The following is a 14,856-nucleotide window of genomic DNA, read 5'->3' on the forward strand; positions in this document are numbered from 1 at the left end:
AGAATTCACAAACACTTTTTCACATATTCTTTAACAATTTCATCTAAATTATCCAGCCCACATAAGGGTGCAAGGTAATATTCGCCCTTTTCTTCGTAAATTATTCCGATAGGCTTGATTTCCAGTGATGTTGGGATTTCATTAAAGGTCAGCAGCTCTTCCTTGAACACGAATGTAAATCCATATGCCTCATGGAAGTGATATTTCATTTCCTGTGAAAAATCAAAGCTATTATACATCATCCTTTTTATTTCTTCTTTCATCTATAACACCTTTGATTAATGTTCTTACTTCTTTTTTCGAAATCAGTTTGATTGTCGGCGGAATCAGCATCAAAAGATTGATGTCCAATTGGTTGTTGCCGTTTGCATCAAGAATGCTTCCATTAAATGACGGTTCAGCAGTCAGCCTTGCATTCTTATGGGCATTGTTTACGATTATCAGTAGGCTCCATATGTACCCTATATATTTAGCGGTGTCTGCATAGGAGTCCATTCCAAAAATAAGATGGTTTTCAAGTTTTGTAACGTGAATGCATTTGACGAACGATTCAAGAAATTCCTTGAAGTATCCAAAGCAGGGCTTTGCCAGTTTCAGGATTTTCTTTATATCGGTTTTTTCATGTTCCTCTTCGTCCTCTTCATCTTCTTCCTCTTCCTTGTCCTCATCGGGGAATTTGATGGAGTAGACTTTGATTTTCTTTAAAATAAGTATTTTTAAACATCCTTTTAGTTTGCTGCCTTTTTTATCATAGATTAGGGCTATTCTAATTCCTGCATACAGCAAGATAATAATGAATATGATGATTATAAGAATAATCATCAACAGGATGTTTAACATGTATCAAGCCCTATTCTTCTTCTTCGTCGCTTGTAGTGAATTCAGGTTCAATATATTCAGATTCGTCGTATTCTTCTTCTTTGTTTGATCCGAGATAACTTTTTACCAAATCACTAATCATTAAACCTAAATCAGACAATGCCTTGTTTGTGCCGCTTCCTTTACTTAAGTCAAGCACACGAACTCCTTCAGCATCATTTCCTTTTTTAGGAATCAATACCATTGAAATAGGTTCTAATCCGGCACCTGCTCCTGCAGCGCCACTTTGCTCTTTACTGAAAAGGTTTTCGCCAACCCCAAATCCGACTCCCATTCTCATTACCGGAATCAGGAGCTTGTCTTCGGTTTCGATTGGAGTTCCAACCACATTTTCTATACTGGTAAGTTTACGTAATTCTTCAACTATTGCTCTAATATTTTCAGCCATTGTTTCACATCCTTATTGTTAATTAATATATATTATATAATATTATATAATAATTTTTAGTTTCATAACATTAGACTCCGCAAGTAATACTTTTTTAGGAAATTAGACATATGTTTCAAGTGTAACTTTTTTCTTATAACTTATCTTTTAGAGGTGCATTTCAAGTGTAACTTCTTCTCTTATAACTTATACCTGTGTCGGAAGTTCCATTTCAACTGTAACTTCCAACTTATAACTTAGAATTTTTTTCACGAGAGGTGCATTTCAAGTGTAACTTCGAAGTTATAACTTCTAATGAAATGAAAAATCTGATGTCAAAAATAGTTTACTTATAACTTATACTTTGAAATTGAAAAATAAAAAAAAGAAAAAAATAGAATCATAAATATGATTCTGCGATGGATGCAACACCTGCACCGGCATCTTCAATTACACCTAAACCTTTCAGGGTCATACCAATTGCCGCAAAGGTTTGGGTCAATTCCTTGTAGTAAATGTTTCCCATGTGTCCGATTCTGAAAATGTTTTCTTTCAAGTGGTCTTGTCCACCAGCTAGCTCTACGCCATATTTGTCACGGGTGGTTCCTCTGAATTCAGCGTCGGTAATTCCTTCAGGCATTTTAACGGCAGTTACGGTTGCGGAAGATACCTTTTCATCGGCAAACAATTCTAAGCCTAAAGCTTTTACTGCATCTACACTTGCTTGAGCAGCTTTGTGGTGACGTGCAACCCTGTTTTCAAGTCCTTCTTCCATAACCATCTTCAAAGCTTCATTCATTGCATATGTAAGTGAAACTGATGGGGTGTATGGAGTTTCAGGAGGCACTTTGTCTCCGCTTTTCCTTACCGCTTTCATATCCAGGTAGTATGTATTGGTTTCCACTTTGTCAACTGCAGCCCATGCGTCGTCGCTTAAGGTAATTGCAGCCATTCCAGGTGGTGCTGCAAGACATTTCTGGGATCCGGTAAGACAGACGTCAATGCCGAACTTTTCAACATCGACATAGTCCCCTCCAAGGGAGGATACGGTGTCCACGATGTATAGTGCATCATAGTTTTTCATGACTTTTGCGATTTCTTCAATAGGTGCAGCTACACCGGTAGAAGTTTCGTTGTGGATTACACTAACCGCTTTGATGTCTTCATCTTCATCCAAAGCTTCAGCGATAGCTTCAGGGGTTACTGCAGTTCCCCATTCAACAGCCAATTCTTTACTTTCAATTCCATGAGTCTGAGCTATTTTCATGAAACGTTCTCCGAATTTTCCACCAACGACATTTAACATCTTTTCTCCAGGAGCTACAGTGTTAGCAATACCTGCTTCCATAGCAGCAGTTCCAGATCCAGTTAATAAATAAGAATTATTTGGGGTTTGGAAAACTTTACTCATTAATTCAGTAGTTTCAGTTAAAATTTCACCATATTTAGCGCTTCTGTGGTTAACAACAGCCTGTGACATTGCATTAAGTACTCTTTGGTGCACTGTTGTAGGACCAGGAAGCATTAATAAAATATCGTTCATTAAATTCCTCCAATCAAATATGCTTTTTAAGCAATTAGTATATATAATTTTTATACTTATTAAATATTTTCAACATGTTATTTTATTCAACTTTTGTAATAATATCCATTACATTTTAGAATAATGTTCAAAATCGAGATAATCATTTTAAACATTAATTAATTGTAGTAAATTTTTTATATTTTGTTTTATTCTAATTAATATATGATTAAAAGGATTTGTTTATTTGTTGGGGGATTATTTATAATGGCACATGGCGTGGCATTTTCAATCGTCTCAACACTTGGAACAACTCCTGTAAGCTCCATTTCCTATGCTCTGGCATTGGTTACCAACATTGACATTGGAATCACTACTTTTCTTTTCAATGCGGCGTTGATTGTGATTCAATTTCTGATTCTGCGCTCAAGGTTCAACAAAAAAAGACTTCTTCAGCTAATCAACTGCGTGCTTTTCGGATACTTCACCGATGTGGCCCTCTACAATGTATCGTTCGTTCCATTTGACGGTTCTGTAGGAGTGATGATTCTATTTTTGGCCGTCAGCATCTTTTTGACAGCCTTTGGAATATTCGTGTACATGCCCGCAGATATCGCACCGCTTCCGGGTGAAGGCTGTGTTCAGGCTGTAGCTATCGTAACCGGATGGAGATTTTCAACAATAAAAATAGCCTTTGACGCAACAATGGTTGCAATAGCCCTGATAATGTGCGGATTATTGTATACAAACGTTTTCGGTGCGGTTTACATAGGAACAATAATATCCGCATTCATGGTGGGTTTCACATTAAGGCAGATCAACAATGCCTATGTCAAAATCACCGGAAAAGAGGTCAATGTGGTGCATGAGTAGTGATGGTTCTATTTAGCCTTATTCACAGGCAAGTGTGGGAGGCATCATATTTCAATCATGATGCCTTTGATTTAGCCTGCCGGCGCATTCATCTCATTTACGACCTTAAAGCACAGATCGTCTGATTATGATTGCTGATTGTTGTTGTATTCAAGCAGTCTTCCGACATGGCGGGTTTCGAAGAACATGTCCTTTTTAGCCATGATTATAAGAATGGTGACCACTGTTATCACTATTGTCTCCAGGCACTTTGTCTCTGGAGTCAGCGCTATTTTCTCCTGCATGAAATTGACGAAGAAATGGAATATCATGCAGGCCAATATGGAACGGTCGCTTTCAAGATAAACCCATGTAATGACAAATCCCATAGGGATTCCGCTCACGAAAAAGTTAATCACATAAAGGGGATTCACCATAAGTCCTGCCTGATATGTTCCTGAAATAAAGATTAAAGGAAAATGCCAGAAGGACCATAGCACTCCAAAAATCATGGATTCCCAAAACCAGTTCATATAGTTACCGATTGAATCCTCACAGTATCCTTTCCATCCCACTTCCTCAATTATTGAAGCAATCGTAATGGTAATGAATGCTCCGGCTATTCCAACACCGGTAAAGGAAAAGTCCTGAGTAAGTGAAAACTGGCTGAGCGGCTGTCCAAAGGCCAGTGACAAGAGAATGGAACAGACTATTACAATCGCAAATACGATTATTGCCCAAACCACATTCTTCCATTTGACTTTGTAAAAGCCAATCATCTTATTCTTAAAGTCTTGTTTAAGCAGATTTGAGCCTGACAACATAATGAAGACTGTAGACACAATTGCCGGAGCCATAAGGCCTATCAGCATGAGCAATGGACTGATGCTTTCAGGCAAAAAGATCGCCGGAATCCAAAATATCCAAGTAAAAACATACGCCAGAGCAAAAAAGAGAACCGGTTTATATTTGTAGTTTTCCGTATTGCTCACTCGACCGCCTCCATGTCGCTCTTATCAATCAGACCGTAAATGAAACTCATTGTTCCGTTCTCTGCTCCGAGAAGTTTCTCAGTCATGTCAATAAAGACGGAAATATCCTGTTCAGTGAATGTGCCTTCATTAAACGTACCGTCGCTGATGATAAGCAGCATCTTAACGCGCTCGGGGATATTGTCGCATTCGAAGATGCCTTCATTCACTCCCTCTTTTACAACTTCGGTTAAAAGTGGAGTAAGAGTGTCAATCAATTTTTTCCTGACCTTATGGTGCATTAACACATTCTCCGGCTGGAAAAGAGTGTTTTTTATGGGCTCTTCCGCCTCGGTAGGTTTCATTGATGCAAGTATCCCCACTATCTTTTGCGGTACTGAAATATCGGTTTTTATAATCTGATTTGCCATTTCGGCCTCGCTATCGATCATCATCTCTATAACTTCTTCGAGCATCTGCTCTTTGCTTTCGAAATGGTAGTAGTATGTGCCTTTAGCTATTTGCGCTTTTTCTATGATTTCGTCAACTGAAGTATTTTCATATCCTTTTGTGAGAAACATGTTATAAGCTATATTTAACAGCTCCTGTTTCCTTTTTTCACCTTTTTTCATAGTTGCCTCTATAAATAAACCATTGTTTGGTTTTTATATTATAATTAACCTCATATTCTTGTTAATAATTTTTCGACTATTAGTCGGTTTTTTGTTTTTAATTCTATTATAAACATCATAGTATATAAATGTTTTCAAAATAACTCCCATTATTAATAGATTCAACAAATGCTAATGGCGTCATAAAAGGCGTAATGTAATTAAATGGAAAATAAAAGAAAGTATCGGATAGCTCTTATCCCAAAAAAGTTTTGTAAAGCCTTTTGGGAAAGTAAATCGATTAGTTAATGTCTAATAGGAGATATTTATAGAATAGTTAGAAGGGATATTGATGTAAATATCTTTTTTTAATAGCTACAATTTTTCAAAATGGCCTAAATTTTTTTAAATCGCTTAAACAAGCTTTAAATAGGATTTAGGCAATATATTCTAAGTAAAGACCTCAAATTAATTCAATTTTGGGGGTTGATAAACATGAAATTATTATTTTTAAGTAATGTTTATTTATTAATCAGTTCAGTTTTTTCCACATGCTGCATTGGTGTCCTTTCTTTGTTTCCCCTGAAGGTGAGAATGGTGGAGTTAATTATCTTCACAATTGGAACATATTGGTTTAATAGCATATCAATTATTAAATCATTAATGATTCTAATAAAATATGGAAGATAATAGCTCACATTTTTTGCCTCCTTTAACTGGTAATTAAATATAAACAAGTCAATGACGGGCTTTGAAAACTAAGTTTTCGTGAGGTCTTTTCCCTAAGATGGGAACTGTTTAATTACCCATTCTAATAGTTAAGTTTATATAATATTCAAACAATAGGATTATACAAGAGAATTACTTTTAAAGTAAGCCTCTATTGGGAAACAAAATTGAATTAGTTTAATGTCTAATGTGGAATTGTAGAGATTTTTTCTCTGCAATAGACATTAAATCTGACTTTTTTTATTATTGATTTTTACTAATTTTCGGATATTTATTTAAACAATAATAGCTTAAATATAATATAGTGAGGGTTAAACATGGAATTTGGACTCTGGGAAAAATATTATATTGAAATTCTTGAGGACTTTGGATTTTCAAGAGAGGCTGATGAGGAATCAGCAAGATTATTAGATGAAGTTTTATCAACCGAAGGATGCCTTACATTAGAGGAATTAAGGGAAATTGTTGGATTTTCAGACAAGTTCATCGTATTCGGTGCAGGACCATCCATAAAAGAGCATGTAAAAATGCTGAAGGAAGAATATGACTTGAAGAATTATGTTTTGGTTTCAGCTGATGGGGCAACAACAGCCATGATTGAAGAGAGAATCTCACCTGATGTTGTAGCAACCGATCTGGATGGAAATCTTGATGATATCATGCTGGCGGATATCAGAGGAGCTAATGTGGTCATTCACGCTCACGGAGACAATATTGACAAAATCGCTACTCTACCCCAATTCTTTACTAGCGTATTGGGCACTACACAGGCTCAGCCAATCGGAAACCTATACAATTTCGGAGGATTTACCGATGGGGACAGAGCAATATTTCTGGCGGTTGCCCTGGGAGCATCCGAAATCACTTTGGCAGGAATGGACTTCGGAGATATCGTAACCAAATATTCAAGGCCAAAACTGGAAACCGAAACCGCCATGGCGGATGATTTCAAAAGGAAAAAATTAAGATACGCTGAAATGCTGACCAATTGGATAAAAGAAAACGAACCGGTTGAAATAATCAATTTATGCGATAAATAAATCAGAAAGTGGATAACATGGGAATCGAAGATATTTTAATGCATGATGAAAGCCTTTTCCAGAATATCAATGCATTTGACCCGGATTATGTGCCTCAAAACTATAATTTCAGGGATACACAGATGGAAGGGATGGCAATTGCAATAAGGCCTGCCATGAGAGGAGGCCAGCCATCAAATGCAGTTATTTTAGGCTCACCTGCAACAGGAAAAACAACAGCAATCAAAAAAGTGTTTGAACTGGTTGAAAAGAATACCGAAAAGGTCGTATGCGTCTATATTAATTGCCAAATCCATACAACACGTTTCGGAATATTTTCACAGATATATAAAAAGTTGTTCGGACACATCCCTCCTGAAACCGGAGTTCCGTTCTCAAGAATCTATGACCAAATCATGCGCGATCTTCAAAAAGACAAAAAATCCCTTGTAGTTGCATTAGATGATATCAATTATCTGTTCCAATCAAACAATGCCAACAAAGTCGTATATGATATATTAAGGGCATACGAGGAATATCCCGGAGTGAGAAGTTCCATTTTTGCAATCCTGTCAGACTTGGAATTCAGATATGCCTTTGACAAGAATGTAAATACAGTTTTCATTCCTCAGGAGATCACCTTCCCTCTTTACACATATAACGAAATAGAGTCAATCCTGAGGGACAGAGCAAAAGCAGGATTTTTCCCTGGAGTTTTATCCGATGACATCCTGGAGCAGATTTCAATGTATACCCTTGAAAACGGCGATTTGAGAGTTGGAATCAACCTTCTTAAATCATGCGGCAATATCGCTGAAGCTTCAGCCAGCCGTGAAATTACCCAGGAGCACTTCGACAAGGCAGTCGATTCATTGGTTTCAGTAAACATTTCCGAAACATTGAAGTCCCTGAATGATATTGAAAGGCAAATGCTGAGGTTGATAGCCGACTATGATGGTGTTTATAAGGCCGGTGAGCTGTCTGAAATATTTATGGAAAAAACAGAAACCAGTTACGGTTCATTTAAAAGAACATTGGACAAACTGGAATTTGTAAGATTAATCGATACCAAATATACAGGAAAAGGGGCTAGAGGAAATTCCAGAGAAATTATATTGCGTTTTAACCCCGATGACTATGACATCTGATTTTCCTGTATGGAATTAGTTTCTGTTAACATTAGATTGTTGCATGGTAAGCCTGCAATCTAATGTGCAGCTTAAGGGTTTGGTATTGTTAAAAATAACTGAATCCATTAGATAATATATGGATTTTGCGCCGCAACAACAGAAATAACAGATAAAAGCAATGTTGCTATTACCGCAAGCATTACCATGCAAGATTGAACATCTATGTTGCTGTACATAATTTCATCCCTTATAGAACTTCTTTTCCTTAAATCGGCTTTTTGTGTGGTGTCATTATAACTAATCATTTCAATCACTATATTAAAATTGTTGAAAGTACATATATAAGCAAAGAGTGAGAGAGCATTTGTAAAGTAATATTTTGAGGTAAAAATCATGAAAAGTTATGAATATTTTGATGTGACTGCCGACATTGGCATCATGGCCTTTGGCAATGACTTGAATGAGGCCTTTGAAAATGCAGGTATGGCAATGTTTAACGTAATCACAGATACCGGTGATGTGGCATCATCAAAAGAAATATCATTTGAAATTGCCTCAGAGGACTATGTTTCACTCCTTTACGACTATTTGGAGGAGCTTTTGTTTTTCCATGAAACCGAATTCATGCTCTTCAGCGAATTTCACGTCAAAATCGATGATGATTACCATTTGAAGGCAACAGTCAGGGGCGAGGACATCGATTGGGAAAAGCATGAGAGAAAAACGGAGATAAAGGCGATAACATTCCATCAGATGGATGTTGAAGTTGATAGTCCCGTAAGCGTCCGGGCCATCCTGGACTTATAATATTATATATAGCATTAAATACATAGATATAATCATGAAAAGAACCAGAACTGTAACAAGGAACTTTGAAATGGTGATGGGGATAATCGGTTCCATCATCGGAATTTTTTCAGGTTCAATTCTAATACTTTTGGAAAACTTTGGCCACGTACATACTCCTTTTTTAGGTCTTGTAGCCATTATCGCATCATTTTTAGGTATAGCTTCAAGCTATTACGTCAAAAAGAGTCCTGAAACTGCAGGTGTCGGATTCATTATCGCAACCATGTTTGTAATTGTCGGATCCGCATACATCAATGTAATAAGTGCAATATTCCTGCTTATTGCGGGCGTTTCAGCATTGTTCAGAAAGTAATATTGGCAGACAATATTCCTTGATTCTTCTTATTTTTTAAAAATTACAATATATGACAATATTAATGTTATTGTAGTCTATAACAACCTTTATATGCTATTAAAAACTAATTTATTATTAAATTTTGAATTCAAAGTTCATTTACTTCTTGATGAAGTAAATACTCTCATATGAGGACAATATTTCGAAGTGGAAGCAATATTTTAATATGGCTACAGTAGGCGAGATAATGTTTGATTGGGCAAAATTCATAATATTGGCAAAAATATTATTCAAAAGATTGGATGAGGAATCCATATGTACTGCAATTAGCAGGTTCTATTATGGAGTGTTTGGAGTAGTTAGAAGGTATTTAATCAATGTTGAACACAAATATCATCTTGCAGGACGGGGTGGAAGTATTCATAATGATGTATATGATGAAATTAAGGATTCCAACGATTCTACTCTAAAAGAAATCTCTAAAATTTTTCATAAATTAAGGATTGCAAGAAATGAAGCTGATTATGATAGCAATTTAGATGCAGAACACTTTAAAAAATTCTTTAGGAATAATAAAAAAGAATTAATCATTGTTTTTGATTCATTAGAGTATCTTAAATCAAATCCAATTTATTGAGGTTGATAATATGTTTGAAAAGGAAGTAGAGTGGATTGAGTCTTTGAATAATGATGAAGAATTGTTTGAGCGGGAAGTGTTGAGGTTAAAGGATTTGTATGATATTCCCGATTTTGATGAGGTTCATGAATTTTTAGGTAAAAATAAGGGAGTTATTGTACTTTTGAATGAAGTCAGGCCTTTGTTTTGTGAACATGCTCCTTATGCTTCTTTAAGTTTGAAGGTCGTATTTGATCCTATTTTCGTTCCTCAATTGTTATTGATGGCTAAAGCCCCTGAAAAATTGTATTTCAACGATTTTAAGGATGAAATTCGCATTATTGATTCGTTAATCGACCCTCTTCAAGGGTATTTGGGACTATATAAGGAATTTTTCATATATGACACTACTCTTGAGGATTAGCAATTACATTTGTTGGTGCTATAGGAGGGGTATTGTAGCATCCAAAGCACCAAAACTTTATTATAAACGCCACCTATAAATATTAAATTATAACAACTTCGTGATTTTTATGAGTATTAAAGATGAAATTAAAAAGGTTAAGGATAATGTTTATGAGATTCCAGGCTCATATGACAAGAAAATGAGAGCTTCTGGAAGATTTTACATCGCCGATGAATTTTTCGACGAACTGGAGGAAGGAGCTATCAAGCAGATTGTCAATGTAGCATGCCTTCCGGGGGTTCAAAGATACTCCATTGGACTTCCTGACATTCATTTCGGATACGGATTTCCAATTGGCGGTGTAGCGGCATTTGCACTGAGAAACGGTATAGTATCTCCTGGAGGAGTAGGATTCGACATCAACTGCGGAGTCAGACTTATCAAATCCAATCTGACCATGGAAGACATTGAAGACAGTTTGGACGAACTTACTGAAAAGCTCTTCAAAAACATCCCATCCGGAGTGGGAAGCAAAGGCAAAATCAAGCTTGATAAGGATGAAATCAACGATGTGCTTGATTATGGTGCCGAATGGGCTGTCAAAAACGGCTACGGATGGGAAGAGGATCTTGAAGTTCTGGAAGAAAACGGAAGAATGGTCGATGCAGACTCATCTATCGTATCCGATAAGGCTAAAAAAAGAGGAATTCCTCAATTAGGTTCCCTTGGTTCCGGAAATCACTTTTTGGAAGTCCAAGTAGTCGATGAAATCTACAATGAGGAAGTGGCAAAGGTATTCGGCCTTGAAAAGGGAATGATTGTTGTCATGATTCACTCAGGTTCAAGAGGATGCGGACATCAAATCTGTTCCGATTACTTAAGAGTAATGGACAAGGCATATAAGAAATATAAAATCGCTCTTGATGACAGACAACTTGCATGCGCTCCGCTTGATTCAAAAGAAGCTCAAAATTATATTCAGGCAATGGCTGCAGCGGCCAATTATGCATGGGCAAATAGGCAAATGATGACCCATTGGGTCCGTGAAACCTTTGAAGATGTCCTCGGAAAATCCGCAAAGGAAATGGAAATGGACATTGTCTATGACGTTGCTCATAACATTGCCAAAATGGAAACCCATAAGGTCTACAACCGTGAAATGGAAGTGCTGGTTCACAGAAAAGGTGCAACACGTGCATTTGGACCGGGAAATGAGGAAGTTCCTGAAAAGTACAGGGCTGTCGGCCAGCCTGTCCTGATTCCAGGTACAATGGGAACCGCATCATATGTATTGCACGGTACACAAACCGCAATGGATGAGACCTTCGGTTCAACCGCTCACGGTGCCGGAAGGGTATTGTCAAGATCCAAGGCTAAAAAGCAGTTCAATGCTGATGAAATTACAAATGACCTTGCATCAAAAGGAATCAAGATCAAGGCTACCAGCAAACACGTTGTTGAAGAGGAAGCTCCAGGTGCCTATAAGGACGTGGACAGCGTTGTAAGGGTGTCTGATGAAACAGGCATCGCAAAGCTAGTGGCTAAGGTAAAACCGATTGCAGTTTGTAAAGGATGAGTATAATGATTGGCATAATTGGCGGAAGCGGGGTATATGAAATTACCCATAAGGCCGATGCGGTTGAAGAGAAAATAGTTAAAACAGACTATGGTGAAGTGAAAGTCTCCATTTTAGACATCTTTTCCAAAAAGGTAGCCTTCATTCCACGCCACGCTTCAGGCCACTCCATCCCGCCGCATAAAATCAACTTCAGGGCAAACATCGATGCACTTAAGAATGTAGGCGTTACACAGATAATAGCGACAAATTCTGTGGGTTCAATGAATCTGGAAATGCCGCCGGGATCATTTGTCATACCCGATGATTTTCTGGACTTTTCACAAAACAGAGCCAAAACATTTTTTGAGGACAGGGTAGTCCATATTGATGTAACTGAACCGTATTGTCCGACATTGAGGGATGTTCTGGCCGAATCAGGAGATGTGATTCTGGGGGGCACTTATGTCTGCACTGAAGGGCCTAGGTTCGAAACTCCTGCCGAGATAAAAATGTTTAAAATGCTTGGAGGAGACCTTGTCGGAATGACAGGCCTTCCTGAAGTTACTTTGGCACGGGAAAGGGAAATGTGCTACAATTCAATATGCATAGTTTCAAATTATGCCTCAGGAATATCCGAAAATGCTCTAACAATCGACGAAGTTTTTGAAATGGTGGCCGAAAAGGAAGTTGAGCTACTTGAACTGATATACAATTTTATAAAAAATGTGGATGATTCACTAGATTGCAGCTGCCATCATGCATTGGATGGTGCTGAAGTCTAGGTTCAAATTTAATTAATGGGATATGGTGATATTATGCGTTTGGCTGTAGTGTCTTCAGACGGTGAAAATGTGGACTTGCATCTTGGCAAGGGAAGGTCAGTATATGTCTATGATTATGGCGATGAGCTGACTTTCGTTGAAAAACGTGATGTTGAGATTTCCGAAGATGCAAAGCATCAGGGTGGAAAAGTGATTAAAGCTTGCGAAGACTGTGATGTTTTAATTGCAGTTCAGTTCGGTTTTAAATCCAAAGTAAAGGCTGATGATGCAGGCATTAAACTTGTAATGGATGAGGGACCGATCGATGAGGTTCTATCCCGCTATATCGACCACGTTAATTTCATGAAAAATATAAAAATTTAGAGAAATTTTTCTATTGGAAATTTATTGTATACACTTTTTCACTCTATTGTAACATTTCTTCAATATTGAATTTAAGGCATTATTTTGTCTTTTAGAGATTTAATTTTCCTTCTTCTAAAAGGAGTGTGTATACTTTGAAAAATATATTATTTTTTTTATTTTCGAATTTCTTCCCATATTCTCAAAAATTCAATAATCTTTATATATCATGAATAAAATAATTAATTGTAACCTTTATGGGCGGGTTTTATAAAATAAAACTTAATTACAAATATTTCTTTAAATAGAGAGTTTAGAGCTCTCAATAGTCAAATAAACGATTGTAAATATATACTTATTTAAAATCATTTTTACAGTTTATTTTGTGTAGTATTTATTGTACTGCTTAGTTTAAAGACTATTTTCAAAATTTTAATGGCGAAACGCTAGATTACTATATATAATAAATTAATAGAATATGAACGGTTGATATAATGGCAAAAGCAAAAGCAAGACGTAGAGTACGTGATACATGGAAAGAAAAATCCTGGTATACTATCAAAACACCAGTGAACTTTGAAGATAAAGAAATTGGAGAAACTCCAGCAAAAGACCCAGAACTTCTCATTGGAAGAGGCGTAGAAGTTACTATGAGAGAATTGACCGGAGACTTCTCAAAACATTACATTAAACTCAGATTTGAAATTGATAATGTTGCAGGTGATGTTGCAAACACAAAATTCACCGGACACAAAACCACTACTGACTATGTAAGAAGCATGATTAGAAGAGGAACTTCCAGAATCGACGCTTCAGCAATAGTTAAAACCAAAGATGGTCGCAGATTAAAATTACAAGTATTGGCTGTAACAATCAGAAGGGCTAAATCTTCCCAACAAAGATACATGAGAAAAACCATTGAAGATTTACTCGTAGAAGCAGCAGCTGAAAGATCCTTTGATGATTTAGTCAAAATTGTAGTCAACGGTAAGTTAGCATCTGAAATTTACCACAATGCTAAAAAGATTTACCCTCTCAAAAGAGTGGAAATCATCAAAAGTAAAGTAATCAAATAAGATTGCTTTTCTCACTTCTTTTTTTTATTTTTTTGTATACAATATTTTTTTTAAACTTTTTCATTGATTATTTGATTATTTTTCTATTGTCTATAATTTCTTGAAAATTGATTTTTAGAAATTAGTGTAAATGGGTTATCACATATATCCTGTCTTATTGAAATAGGTCAATTATTTTGTTAAAATTTGGGATTTTGATGGAACTTTCAAATCTTTGGCCATTGTGCAGGGATTCTGTTTCACATTTGAACGCAGATTTGATTTTTTGACAGTCGTCATGTGGTTGACTAATCGGTTTTTGGTGAGTAATATGGTCCGTTTTTCAGATAACCACTTTGCCGATAAGTGATATTGGTGGTATATATTGGAAATATTATGCATAATTACTGTGAAATGTCCTTTATTTCAGTAGGTTTATTTTTCCTTCAGCAACCGATTTTAATTTTCGCTTTTGCTAACTGGATAATAATGCCGTTTTTTGCTTAGTTACTCGTTTGCTTTCCTTTAATTTTTAATTTAAATGATTATTTTTTATTAAATTATTCATTATTGGGATATGTAATCTATTTTTACATGTGCTTATCACATTTTTTAACTGGTGCTGTTTTGTAGAATATTGTCCTATTTATGTTTGAATTATTGATATTTGGTTCGTTGTTAATAAAACAAATGTTTTATATTTGTTTTTTGAGGATTTGGCTAATTTTAATTGAATATAAAAAAATTCATTTTTTGCCATTTTTGTAAAGTTTTTTAATAAAATTATGAATATAATTTAGAATTTTTATGTATTTGTAGAATAATTTATGATTTCAGTTTTTTATTAGTTTTCATGTTTATTTTGTTCGCTTA

19 protein-coding genes are annotated in these 14,856 nt (G+C 36.1%); 12 read left to right on the top strand and 7 right to left on the bottom strand.

Translation table 11 applies throughout. From position 1 onward, the window contains the following. Positions 1-5: 5 nt before the first annotated feature. The 4 genes from ACKI3D_RS03515 to ACKI3D_RS03530 all read right to left on the bottom strand — a co-directional run bounded on the left by ACKI3D_RS03515 (position 6) and on the right by ACKI3D_RS03530 (position 2,789). On the bottom strand, positions 6-263 hold the full coding sequence (locus ACKI3D_RS03515; protein WP_407392376.1) for a hypothetical protein: 258 nt from the start codon (positions 261-263) through the stop codon (positions 6-8). Then, the gene (locus ACKI3D_RS03520; protein ID WP_407392377.1) at positions 232-840 is read right to left on the bottom strand and encodes a DUF2953 domain-containing protein; all 609 of its coding nucleotides are present in this window, start codon (positions 838-840) and stop codon (positions 232-234) included. The genes ACKI3D_RS03515 and ACKI3D_RS03520 overlap by 32 nt, the downstream gene beginning before the upstream one ends. Before the next feature lie 10 nt (positions 841-850). Continuing rightward, positions 851-1,267 (bottom strand): GerW family sporulation protein, encoded by a 417-nt coding sequence (locus tag ACKI3D_RS03525; RefSeq protein WP_407392378.1) that lies wholly within the window; start codon positions 1,265-1,267, stop codon positions 851-853. A 379-nt stretch (positions 1,268-1,646) separates the two neighbouring features. Further along, complete coding sequence (locus ACKI3D_RS03530; RefSeq protein ID WP_407392379.1) at positions 1,647-2,789, bottom strand: pyridoxal-phosphate-dependent aminotransferase family protein; 1,143 nt, start codon at positions 2,787-2,789, stop codon at positions 1,647-1,649. 246 nt (positions 2,790-3,035) lie between these two features. Here ACKI3D_RS03530 and ACKI3D_RS03535 point away from each other — a divergent pair, with 246 nt between their 5' ends. Beyond that, positions 3,036-3,641 carry a YczE/YyaS/YitT family protein gene (locus ACKI3D_RS03535; RefSeq protein WP_407392380.1) on the top strand — a complete coding sequence of 202 codons (606 nt, stop codon included), beginning with the start codon at positions 3,036-3,038 and terminating at the stop codon, positions 3,639-3,641. A 125-nt stretch (positions 3,642-3,766) separates the two neighbouring features. Here the strand turns inward: ACKI3D_RS03535 and ACKI3D_RS03540 are convergent, their stop codons facing one another. Then, the gene (locus ACKI3D_RS03540) at positions 3,767-4,444 is read right to left on the bottom strand and encodes a CPBP family intramembrane glutamic endopeptidase (RefSeq protein ID WP_407392381.1); all 678 of its coding nucleotides are present in this window, start codon (positions 4,442-4,444) and stop codon (positions 3,767-3,769) included. Position 4,445: 1 nt separating this feature from the next. On the opposite strand from ACKI3D_RS03540, the gene ACKI3D_RS03545 reads away from it, so the two are divergent. After that, on the top strand, positions 4,446-4,595 hold the full coding sequence (locus ACKI3D_RS03545; RefSeq protein ID WP_292845902.1) for a hypothetical protein: 150 nt from the start codon (positions 4,446-4,448) through the stop codon (positions 4,593-4,595). A 13-nt stretch (positions 4,596-4,608) separates the two neighbouring features. Here the strand turns inward: ACKI3D_RS03545 and ACKI3D_RS03550 are convergent, their stop codons facing one another. Further along, entirely contained in the window at positions 4,609-5,223 is a 615-nt protein-coding gene (locus ACKI3D_RS03550) for a TetR/AcrR family transcriptional regulator (RefSeq protein ID WP_407392382.1), read from the bottom strand. Positions 5,224-6,248: 1,025 nt separating this feature from the next. On the opposite strand from ACKI3D_RS03550, the gene ACKI3D_RS03555 reads away from it, so the two are divergent. After that, on the top strand, positions 6,249-6,971 hold the full coding sequence (locus tag ACKI3D_RS03555; protein ID WP_407392383.1) for a 6-hydroxymethylpterin diphosphokinase MptE-like protein: 723 nt from the start codon (positions 6,249-6,251) through the stop codon (positions 6,969-6,971). 8 nt (positions 6,972-6,979) lie between these two features. Next, positions 6,980-8,098, top strand: a complete 1,119-nt coding sequence (locus ACKI3D_RS03560; protein ID WP_407392384.1) for an ORC1-type DNA replication protein — start codon at positions 6,980-6,982, stop codon at positions 8,096-8,098. A 107-nt stretch (positions 8,099-8,205) separates the two neighbouring features. Here ACKI3D_RS03560 and ACKI3D_RS03565 read toward each other — a convergent pair whose 3' ends face one another. After that, entirely contained in the window at positions 8,206-8,385 is a 180-nt protein-coding gene (locus ACKI3D_RS03565) for a hypothetical protein (RefSeq protein WP_407392385.1), read from the bottom strand. An 88-nt stretch (positions 8,386-8,473) separates the two neighbouring features. On the opposite strand from ACKI3D_RS03565, the gene ACKI3D_RS03570 reads away from it, so the two are divergent. The 8 genes from ACKI3D_RS03570 (at position 8,474) to ACKI3D_RS03605 (ending at position 14,004) form a co-directional block, all read left to right on the top strand. Next, entirely contained in the window at positions 8,474-8,887 is a 414-nt protein-coding gene (locus ACKI3D_RS03570) for an archease (protein WP_407392386.1), read from the top strand. Positions 8,888-8,921: 34 nt separating this feature from the next. Next, complete coding sequence (locus ACKI3D_RS03575; protein ID WP_407392387.1) at positions 8,922-9,242, top strand: hypothetical protein; 321 nt, start codon at positions 8,922-8,924, stop codon at positions 9,240-9,242. Positions 9,243-9,471: 229 nt separating this feature from the next. Then, on the top strand, positions 9,472-9,861 hold the full coding sequence (locus ACKI3D_RS03580; protein WP_407392388.1) for a hypothetical protein: 390 nt from the start codon (positions 9,472-9,474) through the stop codon (positions 9,859-9,861). 10 nt (positions 9,862-9,871) lie between these two features. Next, positions 9,872-10,264, top strand: a complete 393-nt coding sequence (locus tag ACKI3D_RS03585) for a hypothetical protein (RefSeq protein ID WP_407392389.1) — start codon at positions 9,872-9,874, stop codon at positions 10,262-10,264. A gap of 109 nt (positions 10,265-10,373) precedes the next feature. Then, entirely contained in the window at positions 10,374-11,822 is a 1,449-nt protein-coding gene (locus ACKI3D_RS03590) for an RtcB family protein (RefSeq protein ID WP_407392390.1), read from the top strand. Positions 11,823-11,827: 5 nt separating this feature from the next. Beyond that, positions 11,828-12,586: an S-methyl-5'-thioadenosine phosphorylase gene (mtnP, locus tag ACKI3D_RS03595; RefSeq protein ID WP_407392391.1), complete on the top strand. Its 759-nt coding sequence runs from the start codon at positions 11,828-11,830 to the stop codon at positions 12,584-12,586. 33 nt (positions 12,587-12,619) lie between these two features. Then, positions 12,620-12,949, top strand: a complete 330-nt coding sequence (locus ACKI3D_RS03600) for a NifB/NifX family molybdenum-iron cluster-binding protein (protein WP_407392392.1) — start codon at positions 12,620-12,622, stop codon at positions 12,947-12,949. A gap of 473 nt (positions 12,950-13,422) precedes the next feature. Beyond that, a complete protein-coding gene (locus tag ACKI3D_RS03605) occupies positions 13,423-14,004 on the top strand; it encodes a 30S ribosomal protein S3ae (protein WP_407392393.1) in 582 nt (193 codons plus the stop codon). Positions 14,005-14,856 lie beyond the last annotated feature (852 nt).

It is taken from the genome of Methanobrevibacter sp., from assembly GCF_045586545.1.
Classification (GTDB): Archaea; Methanobacteriota; Methanobacteria; order Methanobacteriales; family Methanobacteriaceae; genus Methanocatella.

Coding starts and splice junctions, on each gene's coding strand:
- ACKI3D_RS03515 (WP_407392376.1), bottom strand. CDS start 263: ATGAAAGAAGAAATAAAAAGGATGATGTATAATAGCTTTGATTTTTCA.
- ACKI3D_RS03520 (WP_407392377.1), bottom strand. CDS start 840: ATGTTAAACATCCTGTTGATGATTATTCTTATAATCATCATATTCATT.
- ACKI3D_RS03525 (WP_407392378.1), bottom strand. CDS start 1,267: ATGGCTGAAAATATTAGAGCAATAGTTGAAGAATTACGTAAACTTACC.
- ACKI3D_RS03530 (WP_407392379.1), bottom strand. CDS start 2,789: ATGAACGATATTTTATTAATGCTTCCTGGTCCTACAACAGTGCACCAA.
- ACKI3D_RS03535 (WP_407392380.1), top strand. CDS start 3,036: ATGGCACATGGCGTGGCATTTTCAATCGTCTCAACACTTGGAACAACT.
- ACKI3D_RS03540 (WP_407392381.1), bottom strand. CDS start 4,444: ATGTTGTCAGGCTCAAATCTGCTTAAACAAGACTTTAAGAATAAGATG.
- ACKI3D_RS03545 (WP_292845902.1), top strand. CDS start 4,446: ATGAAGACTGTAGACACAATTGCCGGAGCCATAAGGCCTATCAGCATG.
- ACKI3D_RS03550 (WP_407392382.1), bottom strand. CDS start 5,223: ATGAAAAAAGGTGAAAAAAGGAAACAGGAGCTGTTAAATATAGCTTAT.
- ACKI3D_RS03555 (WP_407392383.1), top strand. CDS start 6,249: ATGGAATTTGGACTCTGGGAAAAATATTATATTGAAATTCTTGAGGAC.
- ACKI3D_RS03565 (WP_407392385.1), bottom strand. CDS start 8,385: ATGATTAGTTATAATGACACCACACAAAAAGCCGATTTAAGGAAAAGA.
- ACKI3D_RS03570 (WP_407392386.1), top strand. CDS start 8,474: ATGAAAAGTTATGAATATTTTGATGTGACTGCCGACATTGGCATCATG.
- ACKI3D_RS03575 (WP_407392387.1), top strand. CDS start 8,922: ATGAAAAGAACCAGAACTGTAACAAGGAACTTTGAAATGGTGATGGGG.
- ACKI3D_RS03580 (WP_407392388.1), top strand. CDS start 9,472: ATGTTTGATTGGGCAAAATTCATAATATTGGCAAAAATATTATTCAAA.
- ACKI3D_RS03585 (WP_407392389.1), top strand. CDS start 9,872: ATGTTTGAAAAGGAAGTAGAGTGGATTGAGTCTTTGAATAATGATGAA.
- ACKI3D_RS03590 (WP_407392390.1), top strand. CDS start 10,374: ATGAGTATTAAAGATGAAATTAAAAAGGTTAAGGATAATGTTTATGAG.
- mtnP (WP_407392391.1), top strand. CDS start 11,828: ATGATTGGCATAATTGGCGGAAGCGGGGTATATGAAATTACCCATAAG.
- ACKI3D_RS03600 (WP_407392392.1), top strand. CDS start 12,620: ATGCGTTTGGCTGTAGTGTCTTCAGACGGTGAAAATGTGGACTTGCAT.
- ACKI3D_RS03605 (WP_407392393.1), top strand. CDS start 13,423: ATGGCAAAAGCAAAAGCAAGACGTAGAGTACGTGATACATGGAAAGAA.